We start from the raw sequence: 26,321 nt of genomic DNA on the forward strand, positions 1-26,321 counted from the left end.
TATGAGTACTGCTACCTGTTTAGTAGCAGCGATTTTGATCACTTCAGGAACTATTCAACGTTCCACTCGTCCGCAGACGACGTTATTTCTCCTCATATGTTCAATAAAAGTAGCTCTTAATGGGAACAAATCTCATCAGGAGCTACAATTTATAGCAAATAAATGCAACCATAATGGCAACAGTACTCATATTTGCCCTTTTTTGACCACGACCCTCCAGAATAGTCGCTGAGAGCGACACTAAATGACAAAATCCGACACTTGAACGTTCTTATATGAGTAGCCATTGAAGGACACCTAACGACTACTCCCATTCGCGACACACTGTGTCGCGAATTAAGCTGGCCCCATTACCGAAGACCAGTGAGAGCTCCTGCCCAGAATCTCAATAGCTTAATAAAGGGCTCCCCTCCGGAAGTTCAATGAGCATCCAAATTCCAAGCTGAAAAGCAAAGGAGTATCGAAGCCGTCAATGCTCATTTCCTATCGAACAGGCAGGTCAAAACAAGCTAATTAGCCCGATGAACTGCTTGTATTTTTGTCTACAAAATTGTATACAAAAAGAGAATCCGAGAACCGGCGCTCGACATTATGTCGATCGATAGGAGGCGCCATGGATGCTAAGCAGCTCGAAAAGATGATGGGGTTTGCTCCCGGAGAGTTGAAGAAAGCCGCGGAAGCCTACGAAAAAGATGAGTGGCCGAAAGGTCACACCATCAAGTTGGGAAGGCCACCAATCTCCGATGAGCCGAGCGTCGTTATATCAGCACGTGTGGGCGAATCGATTCTTGAGGCGTTTGACGAAAAAGCCAAACGCCATGGGCAAACACGCACGGAGCGGCTCAGAGAGCTCATTACACTTGATGCACTGATTGCCTAGGCCCGCTCCCCCGTCGGACCCAAACATGTACACCAGCATCCAAAGTCGACATTTTTCGACATCTTTGGATGCTGGTGTACATGTTTTTGCTACATAGTCGTTGGGGACGTCCTTAAATGACCAGTCGTTAAAGAACGCCCCCGATGACTAGTTAGCCGTGGAAGCGAGCTGTGGGTGCAAGCGGCTGTTCACGAAAGACGCGCTCGACGGCAGCGCGGTATTCGTCGACCTTTTTGGTCTTGCGTACGATCTTGTGGACGGTAGCGGGATCAGCGAAAGCGCACTTGGCGTAGAACCACCACTCCTTCATGCGGAAGACCGCATTGCCGCCAATCTCTTCTGCATATGCCGCAAACAGCGTGTCGTGGAAGCGCTGCAGCTCAGCAGCCGTTGCAGCAGGGCCGCCCTTGACCATGCGAGCCAGAGCGGGGTTCGCGAGCAGGCCACGCCCCAACATCACATGGCGCGTGCCGGGATAGGCCTCCACCAGCGCGTCCATATCCTCAAGATCAAAAATGTCACCGTTATAGGCCACGGGGAACGGCGCACGCTCCAGCGTCTCGCCATAAAACTCTTTGCGCGGCAAGCCCGTATAGCGGTCCTTCTGTACGCGCGGATGCACGATCAGCTCTGCCAACGGCATGCGGCAATACAGATCGAGCACGCGCTCGTATTCGTCGTCATTCTCCAGCCCCAGCCTGGTCTTTACCGACACCGGCAACGGCGACCGCTCGCACACATCGCTTAAGAACGCCTCGAGCTCGTCGAGATTGCGCAAGAAGCCCGATCCTTTGCCCTTGGCGACAACCGTTCCCGAAGGACAACCCAGGTTGAGATTGACCTCGCGATAGCCCATGTCGGCGAGCACCTGCGCCGCCCACACAAACTCGTCCGCGTTCTTGGACATCAGCTGAGGCACCACGTTGAGCCCCTGGTTATTGGCAGGATCGATCTCCTTAAACGCCTTGCCGCCAAAGCGATTTCCCACCCGCGGCGGCGGCAAAAACGGCGTGTAATAGCAATCGAGCGCACCGAAGCACTCCGCATGCACGTGACGGAACACATGCCCGGTAATCCCCTCCATGGGGGCCAACGAAAGGATCATCTACTCTTCTCTCATATCAACGAACGTGACAAAGGGACAGTCCCTTTGTCGCATTATTCGGAGCGCAGGGCTTCGACGGGGTCCTTCTTGGATGCGCTGCGGGCAGGCAGCAGGCCGGCAACGACCGTTAGCAGCACCGAAATTGCAATGAGTACCAGCGCATCCTGCACGGGCAGGCTCATCAGGTTGGGAACCTGTTTGACCGCAAGTGCCCAGGCATTGACCGGGAAACTCACGAGCACCACGACGACAATGGCAAAGACGCCGGCAATGAGGCCCTCGATAAAGGTCTCGGCGTTGAACACGTTTGCCACGTTACGCTTCGACGCGCCAATCGCGCGCAGGATGCCAATCTCCTTTTTGCGCTCCAGCACGCTGATGTACGTGATGATGCCGATCATGATGGAGCTCACCACCAGGCTGATACTCACGAATGCGATGAGCACCAAGCTGATGGTATTCACGATATCAGTTACCGAGCCCATGATGATGCCCATGTAGTCGGTGTACGAGATTGCCTGCTCGTCGTGGCCGGCGGCTTTGACCTGCTTGTTGTACGCATCGATATGGTCGAGTACGCGCTCCTTGGCCTCAAAGTCACGCGGGAAAATCTTGACCGAGATGGGGTCCGCCTCGTCCGCATAACCCAGTGTGGTCAGGTTGTTGTCATAGGTAAGCTGCGATGCCTTGGCATAACTCATCATGAGCGAACTCAGATCCTCGGCGTCCATGTTGAAATGGATGGCGCGGGCAAAGGCGCTCGCATCCATATGCATAGCGCCCGCCAGGTTGGCAAAACTCGAAGACATCTGTGTCGCTATCTGGCCCATGAGCCCTGCCGCGCCCGCCTTGAGCTGGGACGATACCGTCGTCGCAATCTGCTCGCTAATTGTCTTCATCACCTGATCCATAGCCTGCTGCAGATACGGAGCCAGCTGCTTTTGCACATAGTCGGTCATCGCCTGTTGCAGGCGCTCGGCCAGGGCATCGCCACCGAGTGCCTTGAGCTGAGCCAGATATTGCTGGGCTGCGGCATCATTCTCAAGATACGTCGAGAATGCGGCGGCGAGCTTTGACGCGTCCTTAAGGTCTTCGGGCGACAGCGCCTTAAACTGATCAGACTGCAAAAAGCCCTCAAACAGCTGGTTGGCTAGTGTTCCCACCTGCTGCATTTGCTCGGGCGTGAGTTCCAGACCGTCAAAGATACCCGAGAAATCTGGGGTTGGCGCTTTTGCCATGATGTCGCTGAAGTCGATGTCCTTGCCAACGCCCGAAAGGTCAATGTCCAGCCCCGACAGATCGATGCCAGAAAGGTCCATACCGCCGGCTGCACCCGAGAGCGCAGATGTATCGAACGAAAACGCGCTCTTGAGCGCTGCCTCGTCCACACTGAACATGCTGCCCAGATCCACGCCTTGCTTGGCCTCGCCTTGCAGTTCGTCGAAGGTTTTGCCCGTAAAGACATCCGTCTCGGGGTGGGCGAGTTGCTCCTGCACAATCTGCGAATCGGCGGCGCGCTCCATAAGCTGGCGAGTCAGTGCATGCGTATAGGCAATACCCGGAGACAACGCGCTCGCGTTGGCGGTCTCGTTAGGTCGCACCACACCCACAATGTGCACGTCGATACCGTCGGCAACCTTGGCCGTCATAAAGTCGGCATCGTCAGACATGTCAGTCCACATGCCGGTCTCTTCGTTTTTGCGATAGGCATCGGCCGGCGACAGCACCTTAAACGTCGTGGACAGCGCATCGTCGTAGGTAAATTCGGTGCCGGTCTCGGGCGTTTCGACCCCACCGTCAGCCGTCATAGCGCTGTTTACCAGATCGTTGAGCTCATTGATATCCAGCGCGCCGATGCTGTAGAGCGTGTAGTCACCCACCGTGCCACGACTCGAGAGCACCATTACGGCTTCGTTGGCGGACGTGGGCCAATGACCGGCGACGACATCGTACTGACTGTCGAGCAGGCTCTGGTCGTCGATCATCTCGTTAAAGACCGAGGTTCCCATGGATTCCATGCTCACCGTTGCCGCCGAGCTCGCGCCTCCGCTCATGGCCTCGGTCATGGCGTTGGGCACCAGCCGGACAGGCTTCTCATCGCCCTTGCCGGCACGATAGACAACCGGCGATACACCGTAGCCGTACTGAATGGCGTTGACCTCTTTATCGATGCCGTCGCCACCGGCATCGAGCCATGCCTTAAAGCTCGTCATGTCGTTGGACTTAACGCTCGCAAACATATCCTTTACGGCCGTGACCACAGGAATCTTATCGGTTCCTTTAGCCTTGCCGCCGGCACTGTCGTCGGATGAATCCACGTTTTCAGGCGAGTCATCATCCGCAGCCCCCTGTCCGCCCATCATGGACGACAGGTCGTAATCCTGCTTGGAGATGGTGAGCGGGTAGCTCGAGAGCGTATCCTCCTCGACCTTTTTGATGTAGCCGTTTACGCCGTTGGACAGCGCCAGAATCGCCGCGATACCGATAATGCCAATCGAGCCCGCAAAGGCCGTCATGGCCGTGCGGCCCTTCTTGGTCATGAGGTTTCGGGCAGAAAGCCCCAACGCCGTCACAAAGCTCATCGAGGTTTTGCGCGTAGGCTTTGCCTCGCGACGCGCGACCTTGGCAGCATCGAAGGGATCGGAATCGTCGGTGATCTTGCCGTCCGCCAGATTGACGATGCGCGTGGCATATTGGTACGCCAGCTCGGGATTGTGCGTGACCATGATGACTAGGCGGTCGCGCGCCACGTCCTTGAGCAGGTCCATGACCTGTACGGATGTCGTTGAATCCAAAGCGCCGGTCGGCTCGTCTGCCAGCACAATCTCGGGATCATTAATCAGGGCGCGGGCGATGGCCACGCGCTGCATCTGCCCGCCCGAAAGCTGGCTCGGGCGCTTGTTAACGTGCTCGCCCAAGCCGACTTTCTCCAACGCCTCGCGCGCACGCTGGCGGCGCTCGGCATGCCCCACGCCCGTGAGCGTGAGCGCCAGCTCCACGTTTTCCAAAATGGTCTGATGCGGAATGAGGTTATAGCTTTGGAACACAAAGCCGATGCGGTTGTTGCGGTAGGCATCCCAATCGCGATCGTGAAAGTCTTTGGTCGAAATACCGTCGATCAGCAGGTCGCCAGAATCAAAGTGGTCGAGCCCACCGATAACGTTGAGCATCGTAGTTTTGCCCGACCCCGAAGGTCCCAGAATGGCCACGAACTCGTTATCGCGAAAAGACAGGCTCACGCTGTCGAGCGCCACCTGCGTAAACGCCTGCGTAACGTACCTTTTGCAAATACCTTTGAGCTCCAGCATGGACGGCAACCTCTCCTGCGCAGGCACATTCGCCCGCTCTCCCCCGCCGTTCGTATTCGACGCGTTTGTCCTACTCTATCCCCATTTTTTGCCGGCGCCAGTGAGGAATGTAGGGAACCGCATCAAAAAACGAACGGGACGGTGCCTAAAAGAAGAGGTCCCGAGCGGGACCTCTATATGGTGGAGTTTATCTTGAAAGGGAGCGAACTACTTCGCACAGCGACACACGATCCTCGCTATGCTTTACGCGTTTTCTACTGCTCGCTATTCGCAATCGCCTGGTCGATAAGTTTGTTGAGTGCTGCGCGCTGCTCGGCGGAGCTGATGGCTCCCACGATTGGATCCCCTACGATGTTGCCATTCTGATCGATGACATACGTCGTCGGGAACGAGAACAAATTTGACGTAAACTTACCGGCCTCGCTATCCGACTTGAACCAGATGTTCTTATATGTCACGCCCTTCTTGCTCAGCACGTCCTTGGCATCTGCAATCTCGCCCTTGTTGCCATCGAGCGTAAAGGAATTGACGCCCACGACCTGGCCGCCCTTCTCGGCAAGCTCCTGATTCAGTTTCTCAAGATCGCCCAACTCACCCACGCACGGCTTGCAAGTGGTGAACCAGAAGTTCATGACGGTAACCTTGTTCTTAGAGAACAGCTCGTCGCTGCTCACGTCGTTGCCGTCCAGGTCCTTGCCCGTAAAGCTGGGGAACTTCGTCGCCTCGCTCGAAGCATTGGCACCAGCCGTCATGCCAGCGGTCGAAGCATCGACGCTCTCGCCTGCGCTCGGCGTGCTTCCACAGCCGGGGAACTCCTTCTCCAAGCTCTCGAGCTTGTCCTCGATTTCCTTGATCTGCTGCGCACCGGCCTTGAGCGTCTTAAGCTCATCCGCCGTAAACTCATCCTTGGCGCCGTCGATGGTCTTGAGCAAGAAATCGCCGTAATTGCTGCCGTCCTCAATCATTGTCGAGTCTTTATTTGCCGCATTGAATACCTTTTCCCACAGCGCGTTATCACTCGAAAAGATCTCGTTCTCCTTCTGCATGAGCTTCGCATACAGCTCGGCGGCCTCGTCGGCATTGGCCGGCTTCTGCGCAGTGAGTTCTGCGATCTTAGGATCGGAGCTCGCAGATTCGCTCGCATTGCCACCGGGCGCCGAACATGCCACAAGGCACAAGGCCAATACCGGCACCATAAACAGGGCCGCAATCTTAGAAAGCTTCATAGTCATTCCTCCGTTTTGTCGAAGCTTGTTTACTTTTTATCAGCGGTCAAGGGAAGCTTTTCCGCCGACACATCCAGGCCATAGCGATAGCTGATGGCATCGACGGGACAGGCCCCGATGCACTTTCCGCACCGGATACATTCGGCATGATTGGGCGCGCGGACCACATCAACGTCCATCTGACAAACCTTTGAGCACTTGCCGCACGAGACACATTTGCACGCGTCAACCTGAATCCCCAACAAGGACACCCTATTCATGAGCGCATAGAATGCGCCGAGTGGGCAAATCCATTTGCAGAAGGGGCGGTAGAACAAAACGCTCAGCACTACCACGGCAATGAGAACGGCAAGTTTCCAAGTAAAGAGATGTCCCAACGCAGATCGAATGCCGGCATTGGCGATGGCCAGCGGAATGGCGCCCTCGAGCACACCCTGCGGACAGATGTACTTGCAAAAGAACGGGTCGCCCATGCCCACGTCGTTAACCATCAAGACGGGCAGCAGCACCACGGCAAACAGCAGCACGACGTACTTGATGTACGTGAGCGGCTTAAGCTTTTTCGTGGAGAACTTTTTTCCGGGAATCTTATGAAGCAGCTCCTGCAGCCAGCCAAACGGGCACAGAAAGCCGCATACAAAGCGTCCCAGCAGCACGCCGAGCAAAATGAGCGTACCGGTAACATAGTAAGAAAAGTTGAACTTGGATGAACCTACCACCGACTGGAACGACCCGATGGGGCACGCACCCGATGCCGCGGGGCACGAATAGCAATTAAGTCCAGGTACGCAGACTGTTTTTCCCGCGCCCTGATAGATGCCGCCTTTGGCAAAGTTTGGCAGGTGAATGTTGGTGACCAGCGTCGCCGCCGCCTGAATGAATCCGCGAAATCGGGCCAAAACATGCGACGCAGTGTTTTCTCTTTTATCCAATTCCGATACACTCCAAGCACAGCCTAATCGCTTTGGCCAGCACGGCATCCGCCTCGCCACGCATAACACCAAAGCACACCATGGCAATTCCGACGATCAACAAAGCGACCTGTACCACGGGCTTTACCGCTTTGAACAACCTGACCACTCCTTTCGTTACGCGACCATTGGACCATATCGACTATAAAATCCGTGTTAAGCGCGATTTGGAATGTGCAAGGAGACTGTTATGCGTATTTTGATCGTCGAGGACGAGCGAGCACTGTGCGACACGATCGCACGCAGCTTGCGAAACCTGGCGTACAGCGTCGACTGCTGCCACGACGGGCAGGAGGCGCTCGACCTGCTGGGCGTCGAAGTCTTTGACCTCGTGGTACTCGACCTCAACCTTCCCCGTATCGACGGCATGGCCGTGCTCAGGGAACTTAGGAAAACCGATTGCGAGACTAAGGTACTGATTCTGTCCGCGCGTGGCGAAGTATCCGATAAAGTCGCCGGACTCGATGCCGGCGCCAACGATTACCTTACCAAGCCGTTTCATCTGGACGAACTTGCGGCAAGGATCCGCAGCCTTACCCTCAGGCGCTTCGCACAAAGCGACATAGTATTAGCCTGCGGAAAGCTCAGCTTTGACACCAAGGCGCGCATCGCTTCCGTGGACAGTGAGGCTCTATCTCTTACACGCAAGGAAACGGGAATCTTGGAATACCTGATGCTTAATCAGGGGCGACCGGTAAGCCAAGAGGAGCTTATCGAGCACGTTTGGGATAGCAGCGTGAACAGCTTTAGCAACGCAACCCGCGTTCACATCTCGTCACTCCGCAAAAAGCTACGCAGCGCTTTGGGATACGACCCGATTCGCAATCGGATTGGAGAGGGCTACGTTATGGAGGATAGCGAATGAAAAGGCTTTCGCTGCAATGGCGCATAACGATTATGACGGCACTGCTGACGTGTGCGGCATGCGTGCTGACGAACTGTCTGGTCGGCTATACGGGCATGCGCTACATGGATGCTATCGGCAGCGACATCTCGGCCCTTAGCGCAGCCGGCGTAGATGCACCTCAGGCGTTTGACCCAACGAAGGAGAGCCTCGATGACGAGGTCACGATCGTCGTAAACGACGCACAGGAGTCTTTTGGCACGACAGCCTGGTACATCACGGCTGGAGTCACACTCCTTGGCGGCGCGCTGGCATACTTTGTGAGCGGCCGTGCACTCAAACCGCTACGGGCTTTTGCGGCCCAGGTCGAGCGTGTGCAGCCTGACAACCTAAGCGAAATCAGGCTCAGTGAAGATGTGCCCATCGAGCTACAACGATGCAGCGCCTCTTTCAACGACATGATCGCCCGTCTTGGCGAAGGGTTCTCTGCACAGCGTCAGTTTACCGGCAACGCCGCACACGAGCTGCGCACCCCGCTCGCCCTTATGCAAGCACAGATTGAACTATTCATCTCCGAGCACTCCGGTTTGCAACCCGAAACTGCCGAGCTACTCGGCCTGCTACAAGAACAAACCGAGCGCATGTCTCGAATGGCCAAGGTATTGCTCGAGATGAGTGAGCTCCGCAGCGTTCCTTGCGAGGACGATGTGGAACTTGGTCTCTTGTCCGAAGAGGTCCTCACCGACCTTGCGCCACTTGCCGAGAATAAGGACGTAACCCTCGATTGCGCCGGAGACGCTTTGACAATCGGAAGTGATACGCTCCTCTATCGGCTGGTGTTTAATCTGGTCGAAAACGCCATCCGTTACAGCCGCCCCGGCTCGACTGTCAACGTCTCCATCTGCGACAACGACAGCCACGTGTTCCTGCGAGTCGAGGACCAGGGCCCGGGAATACCCAAGCAGTACCGTGAGAGCATCTTCCAACCGTTCTTTCGTCTAGACAAATCCCGCAGCAGGGCATACGGCGGCGCAGGACTCGGACTAGCGCTCGTTTGGGAGATTGCAGCTCTTCACGGTGGCACAGTAGAGGTCGAAACAAGTTCCGAGAACGGGACCACCATGCTCGTAAGCCTTCCAAAACGATCCGCAGCGTCAACCGAGCAGTAAAACGAAAGGGGTCCCGAGCAACAGGAGTACAATTGCTGCTATTGTTGCCAGCTGTTGGGAGATGGAAGATGGACTGCGATGGCTACCCATGCGTTCCCATGCCGTTGATGTGCACTGCCTTTGTGCCGGGGCAGATTGACGCTGCGGTTGCAGGCATTTCCGGCCCCGATTCACGCACCATCGCCACGGCAGAAGCGCTGTACTTTCGCGGACAGGCCGCCCTCGCTGCCAAGACGGCGCGCCCCTATCTTGACGCCACCGATTCCGCACTGCGCTATTCCGCATGCTTTATCTGCGGATACGCCAGCCTGTCGCTCAACCGTATCGCCGACGCCCGCCGTTGTCTTGCGGGCATCCTCGATACGCCAACTGACGAGGAATCACCCGCCGTCCACGCCACGCATATCCTGTTCGCCTCGGCCGCGAGCGTCCTGCTGCACTTGTCTTCCCCGTATTCTGCCGAAGAGTTTTATCCGCTTGCGGCGCATCTGCCCGAAGGCCTGCGCCTGTTCGCCAGCTACGTGATGGCGCATGCCCTGTACCTGCGCGGCGAATATGGCCGCAGTCTGGGCATGGCGGAAAACGCCCTGATCATGAAACAGGGGAGCTATCCGATCTCGGAACTGTTCCTGCACCTGGCAGCTTCCATGGCATGCATGAGTCTCAAAGACGTCGACGCCGCAAAAACGCACTTCGGAGCCGCTTGGAACATTGCGCGCCCCGACGGCCTTATCGAGCTCATTGGCGAGCACCACGGCCTTTTGCAGGGGCTCATCGAGGCATGCCTAAAATCGCAATACCCTGACGATTTCGCACGTATCATCGAGATTACGTATCGATTCAGCTACGGCTGGCGGCGCATCCACAACCCCGATTCGGGCGAGGACGTTGCCGACGATTTAACGACCACGGAGTTCACCATGGCCATGCTCGCCTGCCGCGGATGGACCAACGCCGAAATCGCACGCCACATGGGCGTGTCGCCAGGTACCGTTAAAAATCGACTGTCCAACGTGTATGCAAAGCTTGGCATCGGCACGCGCACCGAACTGGTCGCGCATATGCTGCGTTAGCGGCCAGACTGCCTAGCGCGGCACGTGCGCCCCGGAGCCCCGGCGCTTCGCTCGCTCAAATTGGACATTTTGGCCCTCGGACGGCACTACCGTGACAGGATGCCTTCTCGCAAAATTGGATTATTTCCACCGATACCTGCGGGATGGGAGCCAAAGATGCTTGATCGCCGTTCGTTGCTTGTTGCCGGAGCGTCCTCGCTGGCGAGCATTATGTTGCCGCGCGTGCCGGGAAGCGCAAACGCCTTCATATTGCCGTTCGCCCCCGCCGAGGCATACGCCGACGAAGATGATCCCTTCAAGGTCTTGGTGCTCTCGCGCACCATGTTTGGTGTGGTCGTGGTCGACGTCGCCAACAAGAATACGCCCATTACGGGTGCCCAGGTCACGCTCATATCGCGCTATGCCGCAGGCAAGCAGCTCACCGCCACGACCGATGACGAAGGCACGGCCATCTTTGAGGTCGCCCCTCTTTCAGAAGGCTACGTGGACGAGGCAACGCTTCTCGACGCGTACGACTTTAACGGCGGCATCTCCATTAGCATGGCAGGCTACCGCGATGTCGAGATTCCCCTTGCGCGTATCCAGGGCGGCACCGCTATTACCGCACCCACACGTCCGCTCTCCGATGGCGAGCCGTACTTTCGACAGCTCACGTTCGACGAATGGGACATCCAGTACGCCGACGCCACGTTTATGGCAATGCCAGCGGACGAAGCAGCAAACGACCAGCCCGACACGCACGCTTTTACCGTGCAGGCTCATCTGCCGCAGGGCGGGCAGGCAACGTTGCATATCAATAAAGTGATGCCCGCTGCGGGCAGCTCAACCGAAACCGTCACGCAGATCGGCCAGATCAAGGCCAGCGCATCGGGCGCGGATAATCTGGCGACGTTCACGCTTGAAGACACGTTCCTCGATGCAGCTTCGGGCCTTCTGGAGGAAAGGTGCAAGCTGCGCTTTATGCTCGACTACCAGGGCAAAACCTACACGCTCTCATCCCCTATGGCCGTTGTCACCGCGCCGGCCGCAAAGGCGGAATCGGGCTCGACCACCATCATTCCCACCACCATGGACCAAGAGATCACTCCGTTTGATTTCCCCGCGGCGTTTCCCGGTATCGGCGGCAATAAGTTCACGTGCTGGATGCCCACATTTCCCATTCTGTTCGATTTCTCGTTTGCTGGATACGTGCTGTTTGGCGGAGGGTGCAAACCAGCTAGCTATATGAACGATTCGGGCAACCCTGATCCGGAATACTGGAAGAAATCGCCGCGCGAGTCGGGCGCCAAGCAGGCAAACCGCTACCTCGACGAGATGGAGGGGAAGTGGAATCAGTACAAGAGGATGAGTGCCGGTTCGGGCACCGATCCAAGAAACACCAAGCTCCTTCGCCACCATTGCACGCCGCTGTTCACGATGGATATCGCCACACAGCTGTACGGCTCGCTCGCCTACGATTGGGTGGGCAAAACCTGGGGCAACAACAACGACCCCGCATACGGCAATATTAAGGCCCTCTTCCAGGTAAGAACCGACCTCAATTGGACCGAGCAGTTTACCCTAGGACCGGTGCCATTTTTCCTAAACGTCAACCCCTGGGTGCTGGCAAAACTGGCGCTCGCCGTGGGTGCCCACACGCACGGCAGCGGCGCGGCGTTTTTTAAAAACATTTCGCTCGACTATTCAAACACGTCGGGCTCGTTCACCATCCAGATCGGGCTTGCCGTCACCTTTGGCGCCGGCGTTGCAGGCGTCGCTTCGTCTGCCGTGCGCGGCGCCGCATCCCTCACGCTGTTCATTGGGTACGAAAAGGCAAATGGACACCAGCTTCCGCGACTGCGTGTAGGTGCAGACGTCGATGTCGATGTAATACTCCAGTTCGTAATGTTCAAGTGGACCACCAAGGCTTGGTCGGGGTCGTGGCCCACACTCATCGATTCGTGGAATATGTCGGTGAACAATGGCGACCAGTATGTGCTCCAGCGCTCTGAGCTCGCATTGGATGGAGATACGCCTTATACGCTGGATGCCCGCTTCGGCTCGGCCGGCAACGCCGAGGCGGGTGGTGTGCCGCAATTTATCGCATCGGCCACCATCGTCACCAACGCCGAACTGCTCGCACGCGCCGAGGTTAAGGCCACTGCCGTAAACGCTGCGCCTGTCGTGCGCGATTGGGATCAAGCGGTCACGCGCATTGAGCTCGAGGCGGATGCAGAAAGCGACGACACGGGGCAGATCGAGCATTTCGTCCATGCACTGATAGAGAACGACGAAAACGCCGCGCCGATGTATGAGTACACCTACATCGGTCAGGCAACGAACACCGTTGCCGACCCGAACGCCAATTCTGCCGGCGTGTCGGAGGACGAGCGTGGCGGCATAAAACCCTCGAGCGACAACGTGCTGTTTTCCGGCGTGCTCAGCGAAGCCCACATGAAGCTAACGATGATTGCCGGCGTGGAGTGCCTATTCCGTATCGCCTCGGTGCGCTACGGCGAGAATGGTCGTTCGCGCCTGGTGGTGCATACAAAGACGAACGGCACGTGGTCCGCTCCCACACCCGTGGACTTCCCCCTTGGGTTTGGCGAGGGCGACGTGGAGCGCGACGGCATATACGATTACGACTTCGACGTGGTGGAATATACGGACGGGAGGGGAAACCAGGACGCCTACGTGCTGCTGGTCTCGGGCGAGCGCCCCGCCGGTGACAACACCCTTTTCGATACGGCGAGCACATCCGGCATACTGTCCGTTGTGCGCCTGCGCATAAGCAACGACGGAGTTCGCGTGATATCGCACACGTCGTGGCGCAGCATCTCGCGCGGCCGCCTTCAGGAGGATGGCTACCATTGCCTGCAGTGCCCACGTATCACGGTGGGCAAGACACTTGTCGACGGACGTCTGTCGGGTGCCTACCTCCACCGCCGCGGAACCACCGCAGAAAAGGCGCTCGGCAGCGAGGCCGAGGTTGCGCTGGAGTGCTTTACCCTGTGGTCGGACGTTTCGGGCGACAGTCTCACGTTCCGTCAGGTCCTCCGCTTTCCACAGGCACCGTCGAGCATCGAGCTGGGCGCGCCCGAGAATATCAACGGCAAAATGGTGGTGCCCGTTGCGTACGAGACCGCAGACGGTTGCGGCTGCGCATCGTATGCCGTGATCGGCCAGTCCATCGCGGGTTGGGGCGTTATGCCGCCAGATGCCACAGTACCCCACGCGGTGCCGTGGCCACAACATTCGGGCTTTTTGGCAACCGTCAACGAGCAACTGCAGCATATTACTTGGACGCGAGGCGCATCGGCATTTGCAACGCAGCCCGTGGGTGCCGCAGGCTGTGGTCCGGCATCGTTTAGCGTAAGCAACAACGGCAGGTGCGTGCTCTATGTAGAGAACACCGATGGCAAGGTGGGACAAACCTACGACGAAGAAGGCAACCCGGTAGCAGTGATGGGCAAGCACTTCCGCATCTTCGCCAGCACCTTGGCGGGAGATTTGTTTACGGAGCCGTTCGTGATGTGCGAGCTAGACCATCCCGTCGATCAGATAACGACATTTTTGACGTCGGGGAGCATGCTCTCCGCGCTCGCCACGCACATTGTGAGCGCGGAGAAGAGCGAGGCAGAACTACACGGCATCGAAGTGCCCTTGGTGGCGTGTGCCACTCCGACGGGCGCAGTCGCTACCTCGGGCGCGGTGGTGCCCGGAGCAGCAGGCGAATCCTTCATGGTCACGGTGCGAAACGACGGCAACACCTTGCTGACCGCCGGCACGATCGATCTGTACCGAGAGAGCTCCAGCCAGCCGTTCTCCAGCGCATCCATCGGGTTCGGAGCGAACACACGCATGGCATCGATCTACGATCCAGAGCTTGCCGAGAACGCTTCGGCCAACGACATGGCACACGTGAAGTACGCGCTCGAGACGCTGGGCACATGTTTTGCAACGCACCCGCTGGTAGCCGACAACGGCAACGCCGTGCTGGCACCGGGTTGCACGGCACAGTTCCGCATGAGCTTTGCTATCCCGGAGAGCTGGAGCGACGAGGTGGGCAAACGCGTAACGCTATATGCGAAGGCGCGTAATCTGGTGGCGCTCGATCCCGTAACGCTCGAGGAAATTCGACCGGGCGCAAACTCGGCGCTGGGCGCCGTACTGCACGAGCTTCATGTGCCCGACGCGGCATGCGAACGCTCAGAAGTTCAGGTCGGCGTATGCGACAGCGCGGATACGACGGGGCTTCACGATGCACCGATGACGGCGGACGGCGGTGGCGGCTCGAGTGGCGGCGGTACTGACAAGGGCGGCGACTCCGGCGGAAGCAGCTCCAGCAGTGGCAAGGACCACGGCACTAACAAGCGCTCCGGAAAAGCGGGCGCGCTTGCGGGCACGGGCGATGTCAACGCTCCCCTTACGGCAGCCGCTGCTGCACTCGCCGTGGCAGGCGCCGGCCTCATCGCCTACAGCGCCCGCCGCACGGCGCTCGAAAAAGACACCGCCGATGAGGTCAATTCTGATAAGCCTCACTAGCTCTCAGTTACCTTTGCGAGAGACGCCGACTCGGCTCATCGAACACCAAAAGGGGCTGGCCCCGATAACTCGGAGCCAGCCCTGAGTCGCCTGACGTGGGAATCGCAGCCTGTTACTTGAGCTTCAGAGCCTCCATCATGGGCACGGCGGCGTCCCAATCGATCTTCCAGCCAATCGACACGCGGACGGTTTCACCCGTTGCGGGAGCCGTCGCAAACAGTGTATGGCCGTTGTCGGGACCGGTAAAGCGCAGCCACGTTATGCCGTTGTACTCGACCTGGTCGGTTGTTGTCTCCTTGCCTTCGTAGACCTGCTCTAGGCTTGCAACCTCTTCCTCCGGCGAGCGCGGGAAGATGCTGATGTTCAGGCGTCCTCCAGTCTCGTCATGGAAGAAGTTTGCCTTTTCACGCTCTTCGTCGGACGAATCCAGCGTGTACCCATCGGCGGCCTCGATGCTGTACGATGCGCAGTCGATGCCCGTTAAATCTGCCTTCTCGCCAGAATCGGCCACGCCGCCGGCCGCCTTGAACTCCTTGGTCTCGCATCCCGTGGTGTCAAAGTGCATGGCCTCGTGGTTCTTAGCGGGGGCATAAGCGTCTACGAACTCGACAGTGATAGGCCCGTAGTACGCCGTCTTGGGCGCCCAGAAATACACGTACTCAACGGTCTCGCCCGAGCCGATATCTGGCCTCTCGGAAAGGTCGATGCCCTCGTGCAGCTCATCGGGGGCCTCGCTTGCAACGTAGTCGAGCACGGCCGCCTTGCCGGAAGTAAACAACGGGTCGCCTGCCTCAAGATCGCCCTGGGCAGCATGCACGTTAAAGGAACTGAACGTCCTGTTCTTTGTGTTGTTGTTGGTGATCTTGATGTGCAGGTAAAAGCCGTCCTGTAGCTTGGCATCGCCACGATAGAACGTACCGTGAGCCACCGACTCATAGGTAATGCCTGCCACCTCGACCGTCTGCGAATCATAGGCTTTGGGCTTTTCCTGCACAGGCGCGCTGCCGCCCGAACTGCCAGCCGAGCCGCTCGGAGCACTACCGCCACAGCCGGCCACCGTACACGCCAGCACGGCCGAAAGCGTCACGGTGGGAATTCCTAACAGCAGCTTCTTCGTCATGGGCTTCATCATCCTCACCGCTCCTTTCGCTTGCACCTCATCCGTTGCCCAAGGCCTTCGTCGTCCCGTGGCATCGGCTTCCACTATGAGCGTATGACGAAACACGGCGCCGGCGAAGTGACCCGTGGCCCAAATAACGACCCACCAGCGTTCCTTATGGGCCAAAAGAACTCGCACATGCACGCCCCCGGCCCATAAAACGAGACGTCTGTCCCAATGTTCGATTCGATCCAACAATCCGCACGACACGTTTTCGACAACGTATCCAACCGCAAACGCAGCAAGACGCATTCGGCCGCCTTCAAATTTACTCGGGCAGAACCGACTCGGTTTTGTCCGAGTAAACTCGAGCATAAACTGATCCATGCGATACAATTAACTCGGACAAAACCGAGTCGGAAGGAACCGAGTAAGTGGAATTTATTGGCAGGGAGCGTGAGCTCGCCCGTATTAAGAAAACGCTCAAAGCACCCGAGCAGCGCAATGTTCTCATTTACGGCAGGCGTCGCGTCGGAAAAAGTGAGCTCATCAAGCAGGCGCTAACCGATTTGTCGGACGTCGCAACGGTCTATTACGAGTGCCGCCAAACCTCCGAGGCAGACAACCTCGAGAGTCTGTCCGTCCTTGTTGCTGAAGCGCTGAGCTTTCCTCCGCTCGCCTTCACAGGCATCCGCGAGCTCATCGAATTTCTGTTTGCCCAAGCTAAAGACAAGAACATTACCCTCGTTCTCGACGAATACCCCTACTTGAGAGATGCGGTTAAAGGCCTAGACAGCATTCTTCAGACCTCAATCGACGCCCACAGGGAAGACTCACGTTTAAACATTGTCCTGTGCGGCTCCTACGTTGAGATTATGAAATCCCTCATCGAGCATGAAAGCCCCCTCTACGGGCGAATTGATCTCGCGCTTGAGCTTAAGCCCATGGATTACTTTGACGCTGCGAAGTTCTATCCCGCGTTCTCGCCCGAGGACAAGGTGCGGCTCTATAGCGTTTTTGGCGGTATCCCCTTTTACAATCGCCTCATCGATCAATCCCAAAGCGTACGCGACAACATCATCGAGCTCGTCACGGAACCTGGCGCCCGCTTAGAAAGCGAGGTGCCGTCCTATCTCAACGCCGAGATCTCGAAGATGACCAACGCCAACGAAGTTTTCGGGGCTCTCGCACAAGGCTACTCCCGTTGGGGGGACGTGCTGGCACAGTCGCACGTCTCGAGCGGTCCGGCCATGGCAGACGTGCTCGACAAGCTCATGTCACTCGAAATCGTCCAAAAGCGTGCACCCATCAACGACCCTACGAACAAGCGCAAGTCTGGCTACTTTGTAGTGGATCCGCTTTCGCTCTTTTACTATCGCTATGTTTTCCGCAATGCCTCAGCGCGTCAGCTGCTCGACTCGGAAGTCTTCTATGATCGTCACGTCTTCCAAGACTTCGAGGAAAACTACGTTCCTCATATGTTCGAGGAGATCTGCCGTCAATACCTCGTGCGGCAGAACAGGACCGGCAAGATCGAACCGGCTTTCGACGCCATAGGCAAGTACTGGTACGACGACCCCGCAAACAAAACGAGCGGCGAATTCGATGTGGTAACGCAAGACCCCGAGGGCTACGCATTCTACGAAGCAAAGTTCCGCAAATCCCCCATCACGCAAAAAATGGTCGACGAGGAAATCGCCCAAGTCGAGGCAACGGGACTCAAGTGCCATCGCTATGGATTCTTCTCCCGTTCGGGCTTCGAAGCTGGCGAAAGCGATCGAACCGTCTTCATCGACCTGCCGCAGATGTTTGAATAGGACAGGACAGGTCCCTCCCGCATTCCAAGCATTCATTATCTAATCGAACGATTGTTCGATGGATTTCGTGTTGGGTGGAATCGTCTGTGGGCTGGGCTATGCTACCTTGACTATCTATATGACTTAAACGCAGCAAAGGAGCACCGAGAGAGCGAGTATGGCAAAAAACACCGCAAACTATGGTAACGACAGTATCCGCCAGCTCAAGGACGAGGAGCGCGTACGCCTGCGCCCCGCCGTCATCTTTGGCTCGGACGGACTCGACGGCTGCGCGCATGCCGCCTTCGAGATCCTGTCCAACGCCGTTGACGAGGCGCGCCAGGGCTACGGCAAGCTCATCACCCTTACCGCCTTTCGCGATGGCTCCATTCAGGTAGAGGACAACGGCCGCGGCTGCCCGCTCGACTGGAACCCCTCCGAGAAGCGCTTTAACTGGGAGCTCGTCTTTTGCGAGCTCTACGCAGGTGGCAAATACAACAACAACCAGGGCGGCGACTACGACTTCTCGCTCGGTACCAACGGCCTGGGCTCCTGCGCGACTCAGTACGCCTCCGAGTACATGGACGTCACGGTTTGGCGCGATGGCAACAAGTACTCCCTGCACTTTAAGAAGGGCAAGGTTGTCGGCGCCAAGAAGAAGGCACTCGAGATTGAGCCCAGCGACGAGAACCGCACCGGCACCACCATCAAGTGGCGCCCCGATCTTGAGGTCTTTACCTCGATCAGCATTCCCCACGACTGGTATCGCGAGACCATGCGCCGCCAGGCCGTGGTCAACGCCAACGTGACCTTCCGCCTGCGCATCGAGGGCGACGATGGTGAGTTTTCCGAAGAGGATTTTTGCTATCCCAAGGGCATCGAGGACTATGTGCTCGAGAAGGTCGGTACCGACTACCTTACCGAGCCCTTCTTTATCGAGGCCGACCGTCGCGGTCGCGACCGCGAGGACCTGCCCGACTACAACGTGAAGATTACCGCGTGCATGTGCTTCTCGCGCACCTTCATGATGCAGGAGTACTACCACAACTCATCGTGGCTCGAGAACGGCGGTTCGCCCGAGAAGGCCGCCCGCAGCGCTCTGACCAGCGCCATCGATGCCTACATCAAGCAACAGGGCAAGTACAACAAAAACGAGAGCGGCATTAAGTGGCAAGACGTCCAGGACTGCCTGGTGCTGGTGACCAACTGCTTCTCCACCCAGACGTCCTATGAAAACCAGACTAAGAAGGCCATCAACAACCGCTTTATCCAGCAGGCTATGACGGCCTTCTTTAAGGAGCGCCTCTCGACCTACTTGATCGAGAACAAAGACGCTGCCAACAAGATCATGGAGCAGGTGCTCATCAACAAGCGCTCGCGCGAGAACGCCGAAAAGACGCGCCAGAGCATCAAGACCAACCTGCAGCAGAAGACCGACATGGCCAACCGCGTGCAGAAGTTCATCGACTGCCGCTCCAAAGATAAGAACCGTCGCGAGATCTACATCGTAGAGGGCGACTCGGCAGCAGGCGCCATTCGCACCTCGCGCGATGCCGAGTTCCAGGGCGTTATGCCCGTCCGCGGTAAGATCCTCAACTGCCTGAAAGAGGACTACCCGCGCATCTTTAAGTCCGACATCATCATGGACCTTATGCGCGTGCTGGGCTGCGGTGTGGAGATCAAGGACAAGCGCATCAAGAACCTTGGTGCCTTTGACCTGGACAACCTCAACTGGAACAAGGTCATCATCTGTACGGACGCCGACGTCGACGGTTATCACATCCGTACGCTCGTGCTCACCATGCTCTACCGCCTGGTGCCCACGCTTATCGACGAGGGTTACGTGTATATCGCCGAATCGCCGCTCTACGAGATCAACTGCAAAGAGAAGACCTACTTTGCCTACACCGAGCTCGAGAAGAACGGCATCCTCAAGGAGATTGGCGACCAAAAGTGCTCCATCAACCGCTCCAAGGGTCTTGGTGAGAACGACCCGGACATGATGTGGCTCACCACCATGAATCCCGAGACGCGTCGTCTGATCAAGGTGGAGCCCGAGGACGTCACCAAGATGGAAACCATGTTCAACCTGTTGCTGGGCAACGACGAGGCAGGCCGCAAGCGCCATATCTCCGAGCACGGCAAGGAATATCTGGACCAGCTGGACCTGCAATAGCAGCAAATCGATAACGACGGCCCATAAGAAGTTCAAGAGGAAATCGTGGCAAAGAAGAAGACGAAGAACCAGCCAAAGAAAAAGCAGGTCAACGCCGAAAACGTCATCGGCCTGCACTCCGAGGTCACCGACCAGCCGATCACGCAGACGCTCGAGGTCAACTACATGCCCTACGCCATGAGCGTCAACGTCTCGCGTGCGTTCCCCGAGATCGACGGTTTTAAGCCCTCGCACCGCAAGCTGCTCTACACCATGTACAAGATGGGTCTGCTCAAGGGCGAGCGCCAGAAGAGCGCCAACATCGTGGGTCAGACCATGAAGCTCAACCCGCACGGCGACGCCGCGATCTACGAGACGATGGTGCGCCTGGCGACGGGCAACGAAGCGCTGCTTGCCCCCTTCGTAGAGTCGAAGGGCAACTTTGGCAAGTACTATTCGGGCGACCTGAGCTACGCCGCCTCGCGTTATACCGAGGCCAAGCTCTCCCCCATCAGCGCCGAGATCTTCAAGGACATCGACAAGGATCCGGTCGACTTCGTCGACAGCTACGACGGCGCCATGAAGGAGCCGCGCCTGCTGCCCACCACGTTTCCCAACATCCTTGTCTCGGCCAATAAGGGCATCGGCGTCGCCATGGCATCCGACATCTGCGGCTTCAACCTCAACGAGGTCTGTACTGCCACCATGCACTACCTGCAGGATCCCGACTGCGACCTGCTCGAGTACATGCCCATGCCCGACTTCTCGACCGGCGGCGAGATTATCTACCGTCGCGAGGAGATGGAGAAGATCATCGAGACCGGCCTTGGCAGCTTCCAGATTCGCTCCCGCTGGCGTTGGATTCCCGAAGAGCGCATCATCGAGGTGTACGAGATTCCCTACACCACCAAGACCGATGTCATCATCGAGCGCATCGTCAAGCTCTCCAAGGAGGGCAAGGTCAAGGAGATCGCCGACATCCGCGATGAGACCGACCTTTCGGGTCTGCGCATCGCCATCGACCTTAAGCGCGGCGTCGACCCCGACAAGCTCATGGCCAAGCTCTATCGCTCGACCACGCTGCAGGATTCGTTCTCGTGCAACTTCAACGTGCTGGTCGATGGTTACCCTCGCGTTATGGGCGTGCGCCAGATTCTGCACGAGTGGGTCAAGTGGCGTATTGAGTCCACGCGTCGCCGCATTAACTTTGACCTGGGCAAAAAGTCCGAGCGCCTGCACCTGCTGCACGGCCTCGAGGCGATCTTGCTCGACATCGACAAGGCCATCGCCATCATCCGCGGCACCAAGCTCGAAGCCGAGGTCGTGCCCAACCTTATGAAGGGTTTCGACATCGACGAGACCCAGGCCGAGTTTGTTGCCGAGCTTAAGCTCCGCAACATCAACGAGGAGTACATCCTCAACCGCACCAAGGACATTGCCAAGCTTGAGGGCGAGATTGCCGAGCTTGAGGAGATCCTCTCCAGCGAGGAGAACATCAAGAAGGTCATCAGCGACGAGCTGGCCGCGGTCAACAAGAAGTACGTGATGCCGCGCCGCACGGGCAGGATCGAGCCCCACGAGGTCATCGAGGTAAGCCTGGAGCCCGAGGTCGAGGAGTACCCGGTTACCATCATGCTCTCGCGCGATGGCTATCTTAAGAAGATGACGGACCGCGTGCTCAAGAAGGCGACCACGCTCAAGTACAAGGACGGCGACAAACCCTTTATCGAGTTCCCGTCCTCCAATACGCACGAGCTGCTCGTGTTTACCAACAAGAGCCAGGTGTATAAGTGCAAAGTCGCGGCGTTTGAGGATACCAAGTCGGCACAGCTGGGCTCGTACCTGCCGACCGATCTCGAGATGGAACCCGACGAGAGCGTCATCTGGGTCATCGACCCCGAGGACTACAAGGCCGACGTGCTGTTTGTCTTTGAGAACGGCCGCGTGGTGCGCGTCGCGCTTTCTGGATACGTCACCAAGACCAACCGCAAGCGCCTCAAGAACGCCATTTACGGTGGCAGCAAGCTGCTGTATGCCCAGGTACTCAAGGAAGATCGCGACATCGCGCTGGTCTCGAGCGACTATCGTTTGATGAACTTCAACACGTCGCTGCTCAAGACCAAGACGACCACCAACACGCAGGGCGTCCAGGCCTTTACCGCCAAGAAGGGCCGCTCGGTCACCACCGTCGGCACGACCGAGGAAATCCTTGGCGCCGGCGTCTCGGCCGAGAAGTTCACCGCGCAGAGCCTCCCCTCAGCCGGTGCCCTCATGAAGGAAAACGACATGCCGAGTCTGTTTGACTAAAACAGCGGCAGCCAAACCGTCATGGTTTTACAAAGCAGCGGGGCCCGAAGCGCAGCAACATCGCGCTCCGGGTCCCATGCATTACAGCAGCATCATCCCTATAGACAAAATGCTGCATAAAGTGGAACAGACATAAGCCCATCATTCATTCCAAAGGGCTTAGTCGATAGCCTGATAAGGCGCACGCCTGGATGGGTCTTTTTTAGCGAGGACAGACTTTGAGATCTTGTGTTCTCCCCCGCCTTGACTTCAATCGCAGACAAGCATCCCTGTTTCTCTACTACAAAGTCGATTTCCGCACGATTGTCTCGCGCCCAATAATGCAGCGGATAGCCCATGGCTGAAAGCTGTTGGGCAACGTAGTTTTCGGTAAGTGCGCCCATGAATGTGCCACCGATACCGGCAAGAATATCGGCGCGTTGAGCACCGGCTTTGGAGACGAGCAGCCCTGTATCAGCCTGATAGATTTTAAAAGCAGAAGGGTTAACAAAGGCCTCTAAGGGGCTTTCGATCTGCCCGACTAGGCTGCAGCGCGCCACCGTACCCGACAATACAAGCCAGTCGAGAGCATCTCCAAAGAGAGACGCATTGCCCCCCGCTCGCACTACCTTGTATTGAAATTTACGATTCTCTTTGGCAAGCTGCTGTGGAATGGAGTCGAAGCACGCACGCGTCTTTGCGCTCAAGCGTTCATCAGCATATTTATTGGTGTCGGCGGAATATCCGTCGAGAATAATCCGATGCTTTTCGGCCACATCAATGATTGACTGATCATCGATGTACGTTTGGACCGCCTCGGGCATTCCGCCAACAACAAGATACTGTCGATAGAGCCCAAGCGCCTTTTCATGAAGGCTTGGCGCAAGAGGTCCCATTGACTCGAATGATGAGCGTATCTCGTCGACCAGCTGATCGTGCCCCATCGCCCAGAGAAACTCCTCGAAATCGAGTGGAGTCATCTCAATCAAGTCGGTCTTTCCAACGGGGAACGAATACGACTGATGGTTAATGGCAACCCCAAGAAGCGACCCAGCAGCCGCAACGTAATACTCGGGAGCATCTTCGCAAAAGTATTTAAGGGAAGTGAGCGCTTCCTCGCATGCCTGGATCTCGTCAATGAACAGTAAGGTTTTGCCAGGCACGATACGCTGCCCCGTGCGAGCCTCGATCGCGTGTACGATCGAATGAGGGTCAAGACCGCCCGAAAAATCCGCTCGCGCCGACCGGTCGTTCTCAAGATTAACGTAGACAACCGATTCGAAAAGATCCTGGGCGTACGTTCTGAGCAGATAGGTCTTGCCACACTGGCGCACGCCTTTGACCAGCAAAGGTTTTCTATCAGCCTTGTCTCGCCATTCCCTAAGGAGCTCGTCTGCCTTGCGACGCATACGCAACCTTCCCTCATGAATTTCTGTTCAACAATATTTTAACGCAGATTAATTTGTTTTCAGTTATTTTTCTGCGTTTAAAAATTGTTCTATACGGTACTTGAGGGAATACACCCCTATTCATATACTCGCGATACAACCGATTGCCATGTGTTCTTCTTGTCCTTAGGCCAGCTTGCGAGCGAGCTCTCGCACCTCTTTCAACTTGGGCGACGATGCCATGCTGTCGCGCTCGGTCATACCGCTGATGGCGACAATGCCCTGGTCCTCCCACTTGCAGTACGCACAGGTCGACTTGTACATAGCGATCGCCGCATCATAGACGCCCTCACTGTGACTATCGAGTAAAAGGGCCGTCTTGGTGAACGGGAAACCCGTGGCACCGAAAGCGTACAGGCGGTCGATGGCGGCCTTCTCCTGCGCGGTGATATCAAACCAGTAGATGGGCGAAGCGAAGACTCCCTCCTTCATGCCGCAGGCGCTCGGCACGCATTTTGTTGTAAGCAAAACAGATGGAGCTATTCAGTCGTCTGTAGATCGCATCTCTCGTTCGCGCTCTCCAAAGAAGGTGCAAGCAGAAGCATCACGGGCATTGATCGGCGCCGATATGGATCACGACATGAAACCGTAAGGGTTGGCCAGAGGTTGCTAGATTCAGTAGCTCGCAGCAATAGAGCGAATGACGACTTCGGCGATATAATCCGTGTCATCTTGATTGTTCCCGCGCGGAAGGTACAGCTCATGTCCAAGCTCAACATCGACCAGCGATCGATTCGCGATCTTCTCACCGATAAGCGATCAGACTTCCTCATCCCCGACTACCAGAGGCCCTACGCCTGGGGCGAGGATGAATGCGCAACGCTGTGGGATGACCTGTTCTCGTTCGCTTTTCCAGGCGATGACTACGAGCGTTTCGACAGCGAGAACGACGAATACTTCCTAGGACCCATCGTCACCTTTAAGAACCTCTCTGGCCAACTCGAGATCATTGACGGCCAGCAACGCCTCACCACCATCATGCTGCTGCTCCGCGCGTTCTACGACAAGTTCACCAACATGAAGGATAAGCAGTCTGTGAAGATGCGCGAGGCAATCGCCCGTTGTGTATGGAAGACCGACGAGTTCGACGAGCCCGACATGGAGCGTCTCAAGATCGACTCCGAGGTTGCATCGGACAACGACAAAAATGAATTCCTCGAGATTTTACGAGAGGGCAATGTAGGCGATGGCTGGAAAAGCGCCTATGCCCGCAACTTTGCTTTCTTCCAGAGGAAAATTGAGCAACTGGTGAGCGAGTGGCCCACCTACACCGTCTACATGGCCACACGCGTCATCAACAATGTGATACTGTTGCCCATTGAAGCGGAGTCGCAGGACACCGCGCTACGCATCTTCTCGACTCTAAACGACCGAGGGTTGCCTCTCTCGGATGCCGACATCTTCAAGAGCCAGTTCTACAAGCATTATTCCGACACGGGGCGCAAGGATGAGTTCATCCGTCGCTGGAAGGGGCTCGAGGAGGGAGCGAACGCTATCTTCCGGCCCATGCGCGGTACACCAACCGATGAGCTATTTACGCGCTATATGTACTACCGCCGCGCGAAGAAAGGCATCCGCGACACGACCACCGCATCGTTGCGCGACTTCTTCGGTGCCGATGGCTACGCCATACTCAAGGAGGACGCCACGCTCGGCGATCTTGAGGCCCTACTCGGCTTCTGGCAACGCGTCGACGCGCAGGAAGGATTCAGCGAGCGCGTGCTCCGCAGGCTCTTCGTGCTGAACTACGCCCCCAACGGCATGTGGACCTATCTGCTAAGCGTATGGTTCCTTGCCAACAGCGACAGCAAAGGTGTCCTCGATGACGAGGCACTCTACGGCTTTCTAAACAAGATCACGGCATTCATTTTCGCCTACGCCATTGAGCGACCCGGCGTGAACGCGCTGCGTTCGCCAGTGTATCCCGAGATGATCAACATCGTGGAGCACCGCCCGGTGGAGTTTCCTAACCACCACTTCAATCGCGCAAATATTGCTGAGCGATTCCGGACCTACGTGTTCACCAACGGCAGGCCTGTAACGAAGTCCATGCTCACTTGGTGGGCGTACGCAGACCCAGATCAACCACTCATGGACCTAGACACCACGCTCGAAATTGAGCACATCTATGCCAAGAAGCGCAACGAGATAGACCCGCTCGTCGATCAATCCAGCCTGGAGGCGCTGGGTAACAAGGCGCTGCTCGAGAAGCGTGTAAACATCCGCGCGGCCGACTACAGATTCTGCGATAAACGCAAGTACTATGAGGGATACACCGACGGCAATGGCAAGCGCAAAGCCGGAACAAATATCGCGGAACTCAAGCGCCTGACGCAAGTCATGGGAGACTTCACCGAAATAGACATCGCGACTCGCACGGCACGGATCATCGATGCCTTCGTGGACTACCTGGGCGACAACGGGCTTTTGAGCTAAG

At 57.1% G+C, this 26,321-nt stretch carries 18 protein-coding genes; 10 read left to right on the forward strand and 8 right to left on the reverse strand.

Annotation, left to right across the window (positions count from 1 at the left end):
- The first annotated feature begins 613 nt into the window (after nt 1-613).
- On the forward strand, nt 614-880 hold the full coding sequence (locus tag AAA021_RS06305) for a ribbon-helix-helix protein, CopG family (RefSeq protein ID WP_055309982.1): 267 nt from the start codon (nt 614-616) through the stop codon (nt 878-880).
- A gap of 151 nt (nt 881-1,031) precedes the next feature.
- Here the strand turns inward: AAA021_RS06305 and AAA021_RS06310 are convergent, their stop codons facing one another.
- From AAA021_RS06310 to AAA021_RS06330, 5 genes are all read right to left on the reverse strand, one after another.
- Nucleotides 1,032-1,985, reverse strand: a complete 954-nt coding sequence (locus AAA021_RS06310; protein WP_349088471.1) for a tRNA-dihydrouridine synthase family protein — start codon at nt 1,983-1,985, stop codon at nt 1,032-1,034.
- A gap of 53 nt (nt 1,986-2,038) precedes the next feature.
- A complete protein-coding gene (locus AAA021_RS06315) occupies nt 2,039-5,293 on the reverse strand; it encodes an ABC transporter ATP-binding protein/permease (protein ID WP_349088473.1) in 3,255 nt (1,084 codons plus the stop codon).
- 254 nt (nt 5,294-5,547) lie between these two features.
- Nucleotides 5,548-6,519, reverse strand: a complete 972-nt coding sequence (locus AAA021_RS06320) for a TlpA disulfide reductase family protein (protein WP_349088475.1) — start codon at nt 6,517-6,519, stop codon at nt 5,548-5,550.
- A 29-nt stretch (nt 6,520-6,548) separates the two neighbouring features.
- Nucleotides 6,549-7,451: a 4Fe-4S binding protein gene (locus AAA021_RS06325; protein ID WP_349088476.1), complete on the reverse strand. Its 903-nt coding sequence runs from the start codon at nt 7,449-7,451 to the stop codon at nt 6,549-6,551.
- A complete protein-coding gene (locus AAA021_RS06330; RefSeq protein WP_040219972.1) occupies nt 7,444-7,590 on the reverse strand; it encodes a CD1871A family CXXC motif-containing protein in 147 nt (48 codons plus the stop codon). The genes AAA021_RS06325 and AAA021_RS06330 overlap by 8 nt, the downstream gene beginning before the upstream one ends.
- 90 nt (nt 7,591-7,680) lie before the next feature.
- Here AAA021_RS06330 and AAA021_RS06335 point away from each other — a divergent pair, with 90 nt between their 5' ends.
- The 4 genes from AAA021_RS06335 to AAA021_RS06350 all read left to right on the forward strand — a co-directional run bounded on the left by AAA021_RS06335 (nt 7,681) and on the right by AAA021_RS06350 (nt 15,100).
- Nucleotides 7,681-8,355: a response regulator transcription factor gene (locus AAA021_RS06335; RefSeq protein WP_349088477.1), complete on the forward strand. Its 675-nt coding sequence runs from the start codon at nt 7,681-7,683 to the stop codon at nt 8,353-8,355.
- The gene (locus tag AAA021_RS06340; RefSeq protein WP_349088479.1) at nt 8,352-9,503 is read left to right on the forward strand and encodes an ATP-binding protein; all 1,152 of its coding nucleotides are present in this window, start codon (nt 8,352-8,354) and stop codon (nt 9,501-9,503) included. Before AAA021_RS06335 ends, AAA021_RS06340 begins: the two co-directional genes overlap by 4 nt.
- A gap of 68 nt (nt 9,504-9,571) precedes the next feature.
- Nucleotides 9,572-10,576 carry a LuxR C-terminal-related transcriptional regulator gene (locus AAA021_RS06345; RefSeq protein ID WP_349088481.1) on the forward strand — a complete coding sequence of 335 codons (1,005 nt, stop codon included), beginning with the start codon at nt 9,572-9,574 and terminating at the stop codon, nt 10,574-10,576.
- A 156-nt stretch (nt 10,577-10,732) separates the two neighbouring features.
- Nucleotides 10,733-15,100, forward strand: coding sequence for a hypothetical protein (locus AAA021_RS06350; protein WP_349088483.1), 4,368 nt, complete (start codon nt 10,733-10,735; stop codon nt 15,098-15,100).
- A gap of 112 nt (nt 15,101-15,212) precedes the next feature.
- Here the strand turns inward: AAA021_RS06350 and AAA021_RS06355 are convergent, their stop codons facing one another.
- Nucleotides 15,213-16,232 (reverse strand): hypothetical protein, encoded by a 1,020-nt coding sequence (locus AAA021_RS06355; protein ID WP_349088485.1) that lies wholly within the window; start codon nt 16,230-16,232, stop codon nt 15,213-15,215.
- Nucleotides 16,233-16,633: 401 nt separating this feature from the next.
- Here AAA021_RS06355 and AAA021_RS06360 point away from each other — a divergent pair, with 401 nt between their 5' ends.
- From AAA021_RS06360 to AAA021_RS06370, 3 genes are all read left to right on the forward strand, one after another.
- A complete protein-coding gene (locus AAA021_RS06360; RefSeq protein ID WP_349088487.1) occupies nt 16,634-18,016 on the forward strand; it encodes an ATP-binding protein in 1,383 nt (460 codons plus the stop codon).
- A 157-nt stretch (nt 18,017-18,173) separates the two neighbouring features.
- On the forward strand, nt 18,174-20,171 hold the full coding sequence (locus AAA021_RS06365; protein WP_006234601.1) for a toprim domain-containing protein: 1,998 nt from the start codon (nt 18,174-18,176) through the stop codon (nt 20,169-20,171).
- A 45-nt stretch (nt 20,172-20,216) separates the two neighbouring features.
- Nucleotides 20,217-22,457, forward strand: a complete 2,241-nt coding sequence (locus AAA021_RS06370; protein WP_117840397.1) for a DNA gyrase subunit A — start codon at nt 20,217-20,219, stop codon at nt 22,455-22,457.
- Nucleotides 22,458-22,555: 98 nt separating this feature from the next.
- Here the strand turns inward: AAA021_RS06370 and AAA021_RS06375 are convergent, their stop codons facing one another.
- Together AAA021_RS06375 and AAA021_RS06380 are read right to left on the reverse strand one after the other, a co-directional pair.
- Nucleotides 22,556-23,845: an ATP-binding protein gene (locus tag AAA021_RS06375; RefSeq protein WP_349088489.1), complete on the reverse strand. Its 1,290-nt coding sequence runs from the start codon at nt 23,843-23,845 to the stop codon at nt 22,556-22,558.
- A gap of 165 nt (nt 23,846-24,010) precedes the next feature.
- Complete coding sequence (locus AAA021_RS06380; protein WP_187359586.1) at nt 24,011-24,316, reverse strand: hypothetical protein; 306 nt, start codon at nt 24,314-24,316, stop codon at nt 24,011-24,013.
- Between AAA021_RS06380 and AAA021_RS06385 the strand changes: the two genes are divergently transcribed.
- Nucleotides 24,315-24,476 (forward strand): hypothetical protein, encoded by a 162-nt coding sequence (locus AAA021_RS06385; RefSeq protein ID WP_227789905.1) that lies wholly within the window; start codon nt 24,315-24,317, stop codon nt 24,474-24,476. The genes AAA021_RS06380 and AAA021_RS06385 overlap by 2 nt on opposite strands.
- Nucleotides 24,477-24,586: 110 nt before the next feature.
- Nucleotides 24,587-26,320, forward strand: coding sequence for a DUF262 domain-containing protein (locus AAA021_RS06390; RefSeq protein ID WP_055309968.1), 1,734 nt, complete (start codon nt 24,587-24,589; stop codon nt 26,318-26,320).
- The last annotated feature ends 1 nt before the right edge of the window (nt 26,321 follow it).

It is taken from the genome of Collinsella sp. CLA-JM-H32 (assembly GCF_040098165.1).
In the GTDB taxonomy this organism is placed as follows: domain Bacteria; phylum Actinomycetota; class Coriobacteriia; order Coriobacteriales; family Coriobacteriaceae; genus Collinsella.

Bases quoted from the DNA above. Each gene is read 5' to 3' on its own strand.
- AAA021_RS06305 (WP_055309982.1), top strand. From the start codon at position 614: ATGGATGCTAAGCAGCTCGAAAAGATGATGGGGTTTGCTCCCGGAGAG.
- AAA021_RS06365 (WP_006234601.1), top strand. From the start codon at position 18,174: ATGGCAAAAAACACCGCAAACTATGGTAACGACAGTATCCGCCAGCTC.
- AAA021_RS06350 (WP_349088483.1), top strand. From the start codon at position 10,733: ATGCTTGATCGCCGTTCGTTGCTTGTTGCCGGAGCGTCCTCGCTGGCG.
- AAA021_RS06380 (WP_187359586.1), bottom strand. From the start codon at position 24,316: ATGAAGGAGGGAGTCTTCGCTTCGCCCATCTACTGGTTTGATATCACC.
- AAA021_RS06355 (WP_349088485.1), bottom strand. From the start codon at position 16,232: ATGATGAAGCCCATGACGAAGAAGCTGCTGTTAGGAATTCCCACCGTG.
- AAA021_RS06345 (WP_349088481.1), top strand. From the start codon at position 9,572: ATGGACTGCGATGGCTACCCATGCGTTCCCATGCCGTTGATGTGCACT.
- AAA021_RS06390 (WP_055309968.1), top strand. From the start codon at position 24,587: ATGTCCAAGCTCAACATCGACCAGCGATCGATTCGCGATCTTCTCACC.
- AAA021_RS06315 (WP_349088473.1), bottom strand. From the start codon at position 5,293: ATGCTGGAGCTCAAAGGTATTTGCAAAAGGTACGTTACGCAGGCGTTT.
- AAA021_RS06385 (WP_227789905.1), top strand. From the start codon at position 24,315: ATGCCGCAGGCGCTCGGCACGCATTTTGTTGTAAGCAAAACAGATGGA.
- AAA021_RS06310 (WP_349088471.1), bottom strand. From the start codon at position 1,985: ATGATCCTTTCGTTGGCCCCCATGGAGGGGATTACCGGGCATGTGTTC.
- AAA021_RS06340 (WP_349088479.1), top strand. From the start codon at position 8,352: ATGAAAAGGCTTTCGCTGCAATGGCGCATAACGATTATGACGGCACTG.
- AAA021_RS06320 (WP_349088475.1), bottom strand. From the start codon at position 6,519: ATGAAGCTTTCTAAGATTGCGGCCCTGTTTATGGTGCCGGTATTGGCC.
- AAA021_RS06375 (WP_349088489.1), bottom strand. From the start codon at position 23,845: ATGCGTCGCAAGGCAGACGAGCTCCTTAGGGAATGGCGAGACAAGGCT.
- AAA021_RS06335 (WP_349088477.1), top strand. From the start codon at position 7,681: ATGCGTATTTTGATCGTCGAGGACGAGCGAGCACTGTGCGACACGATC.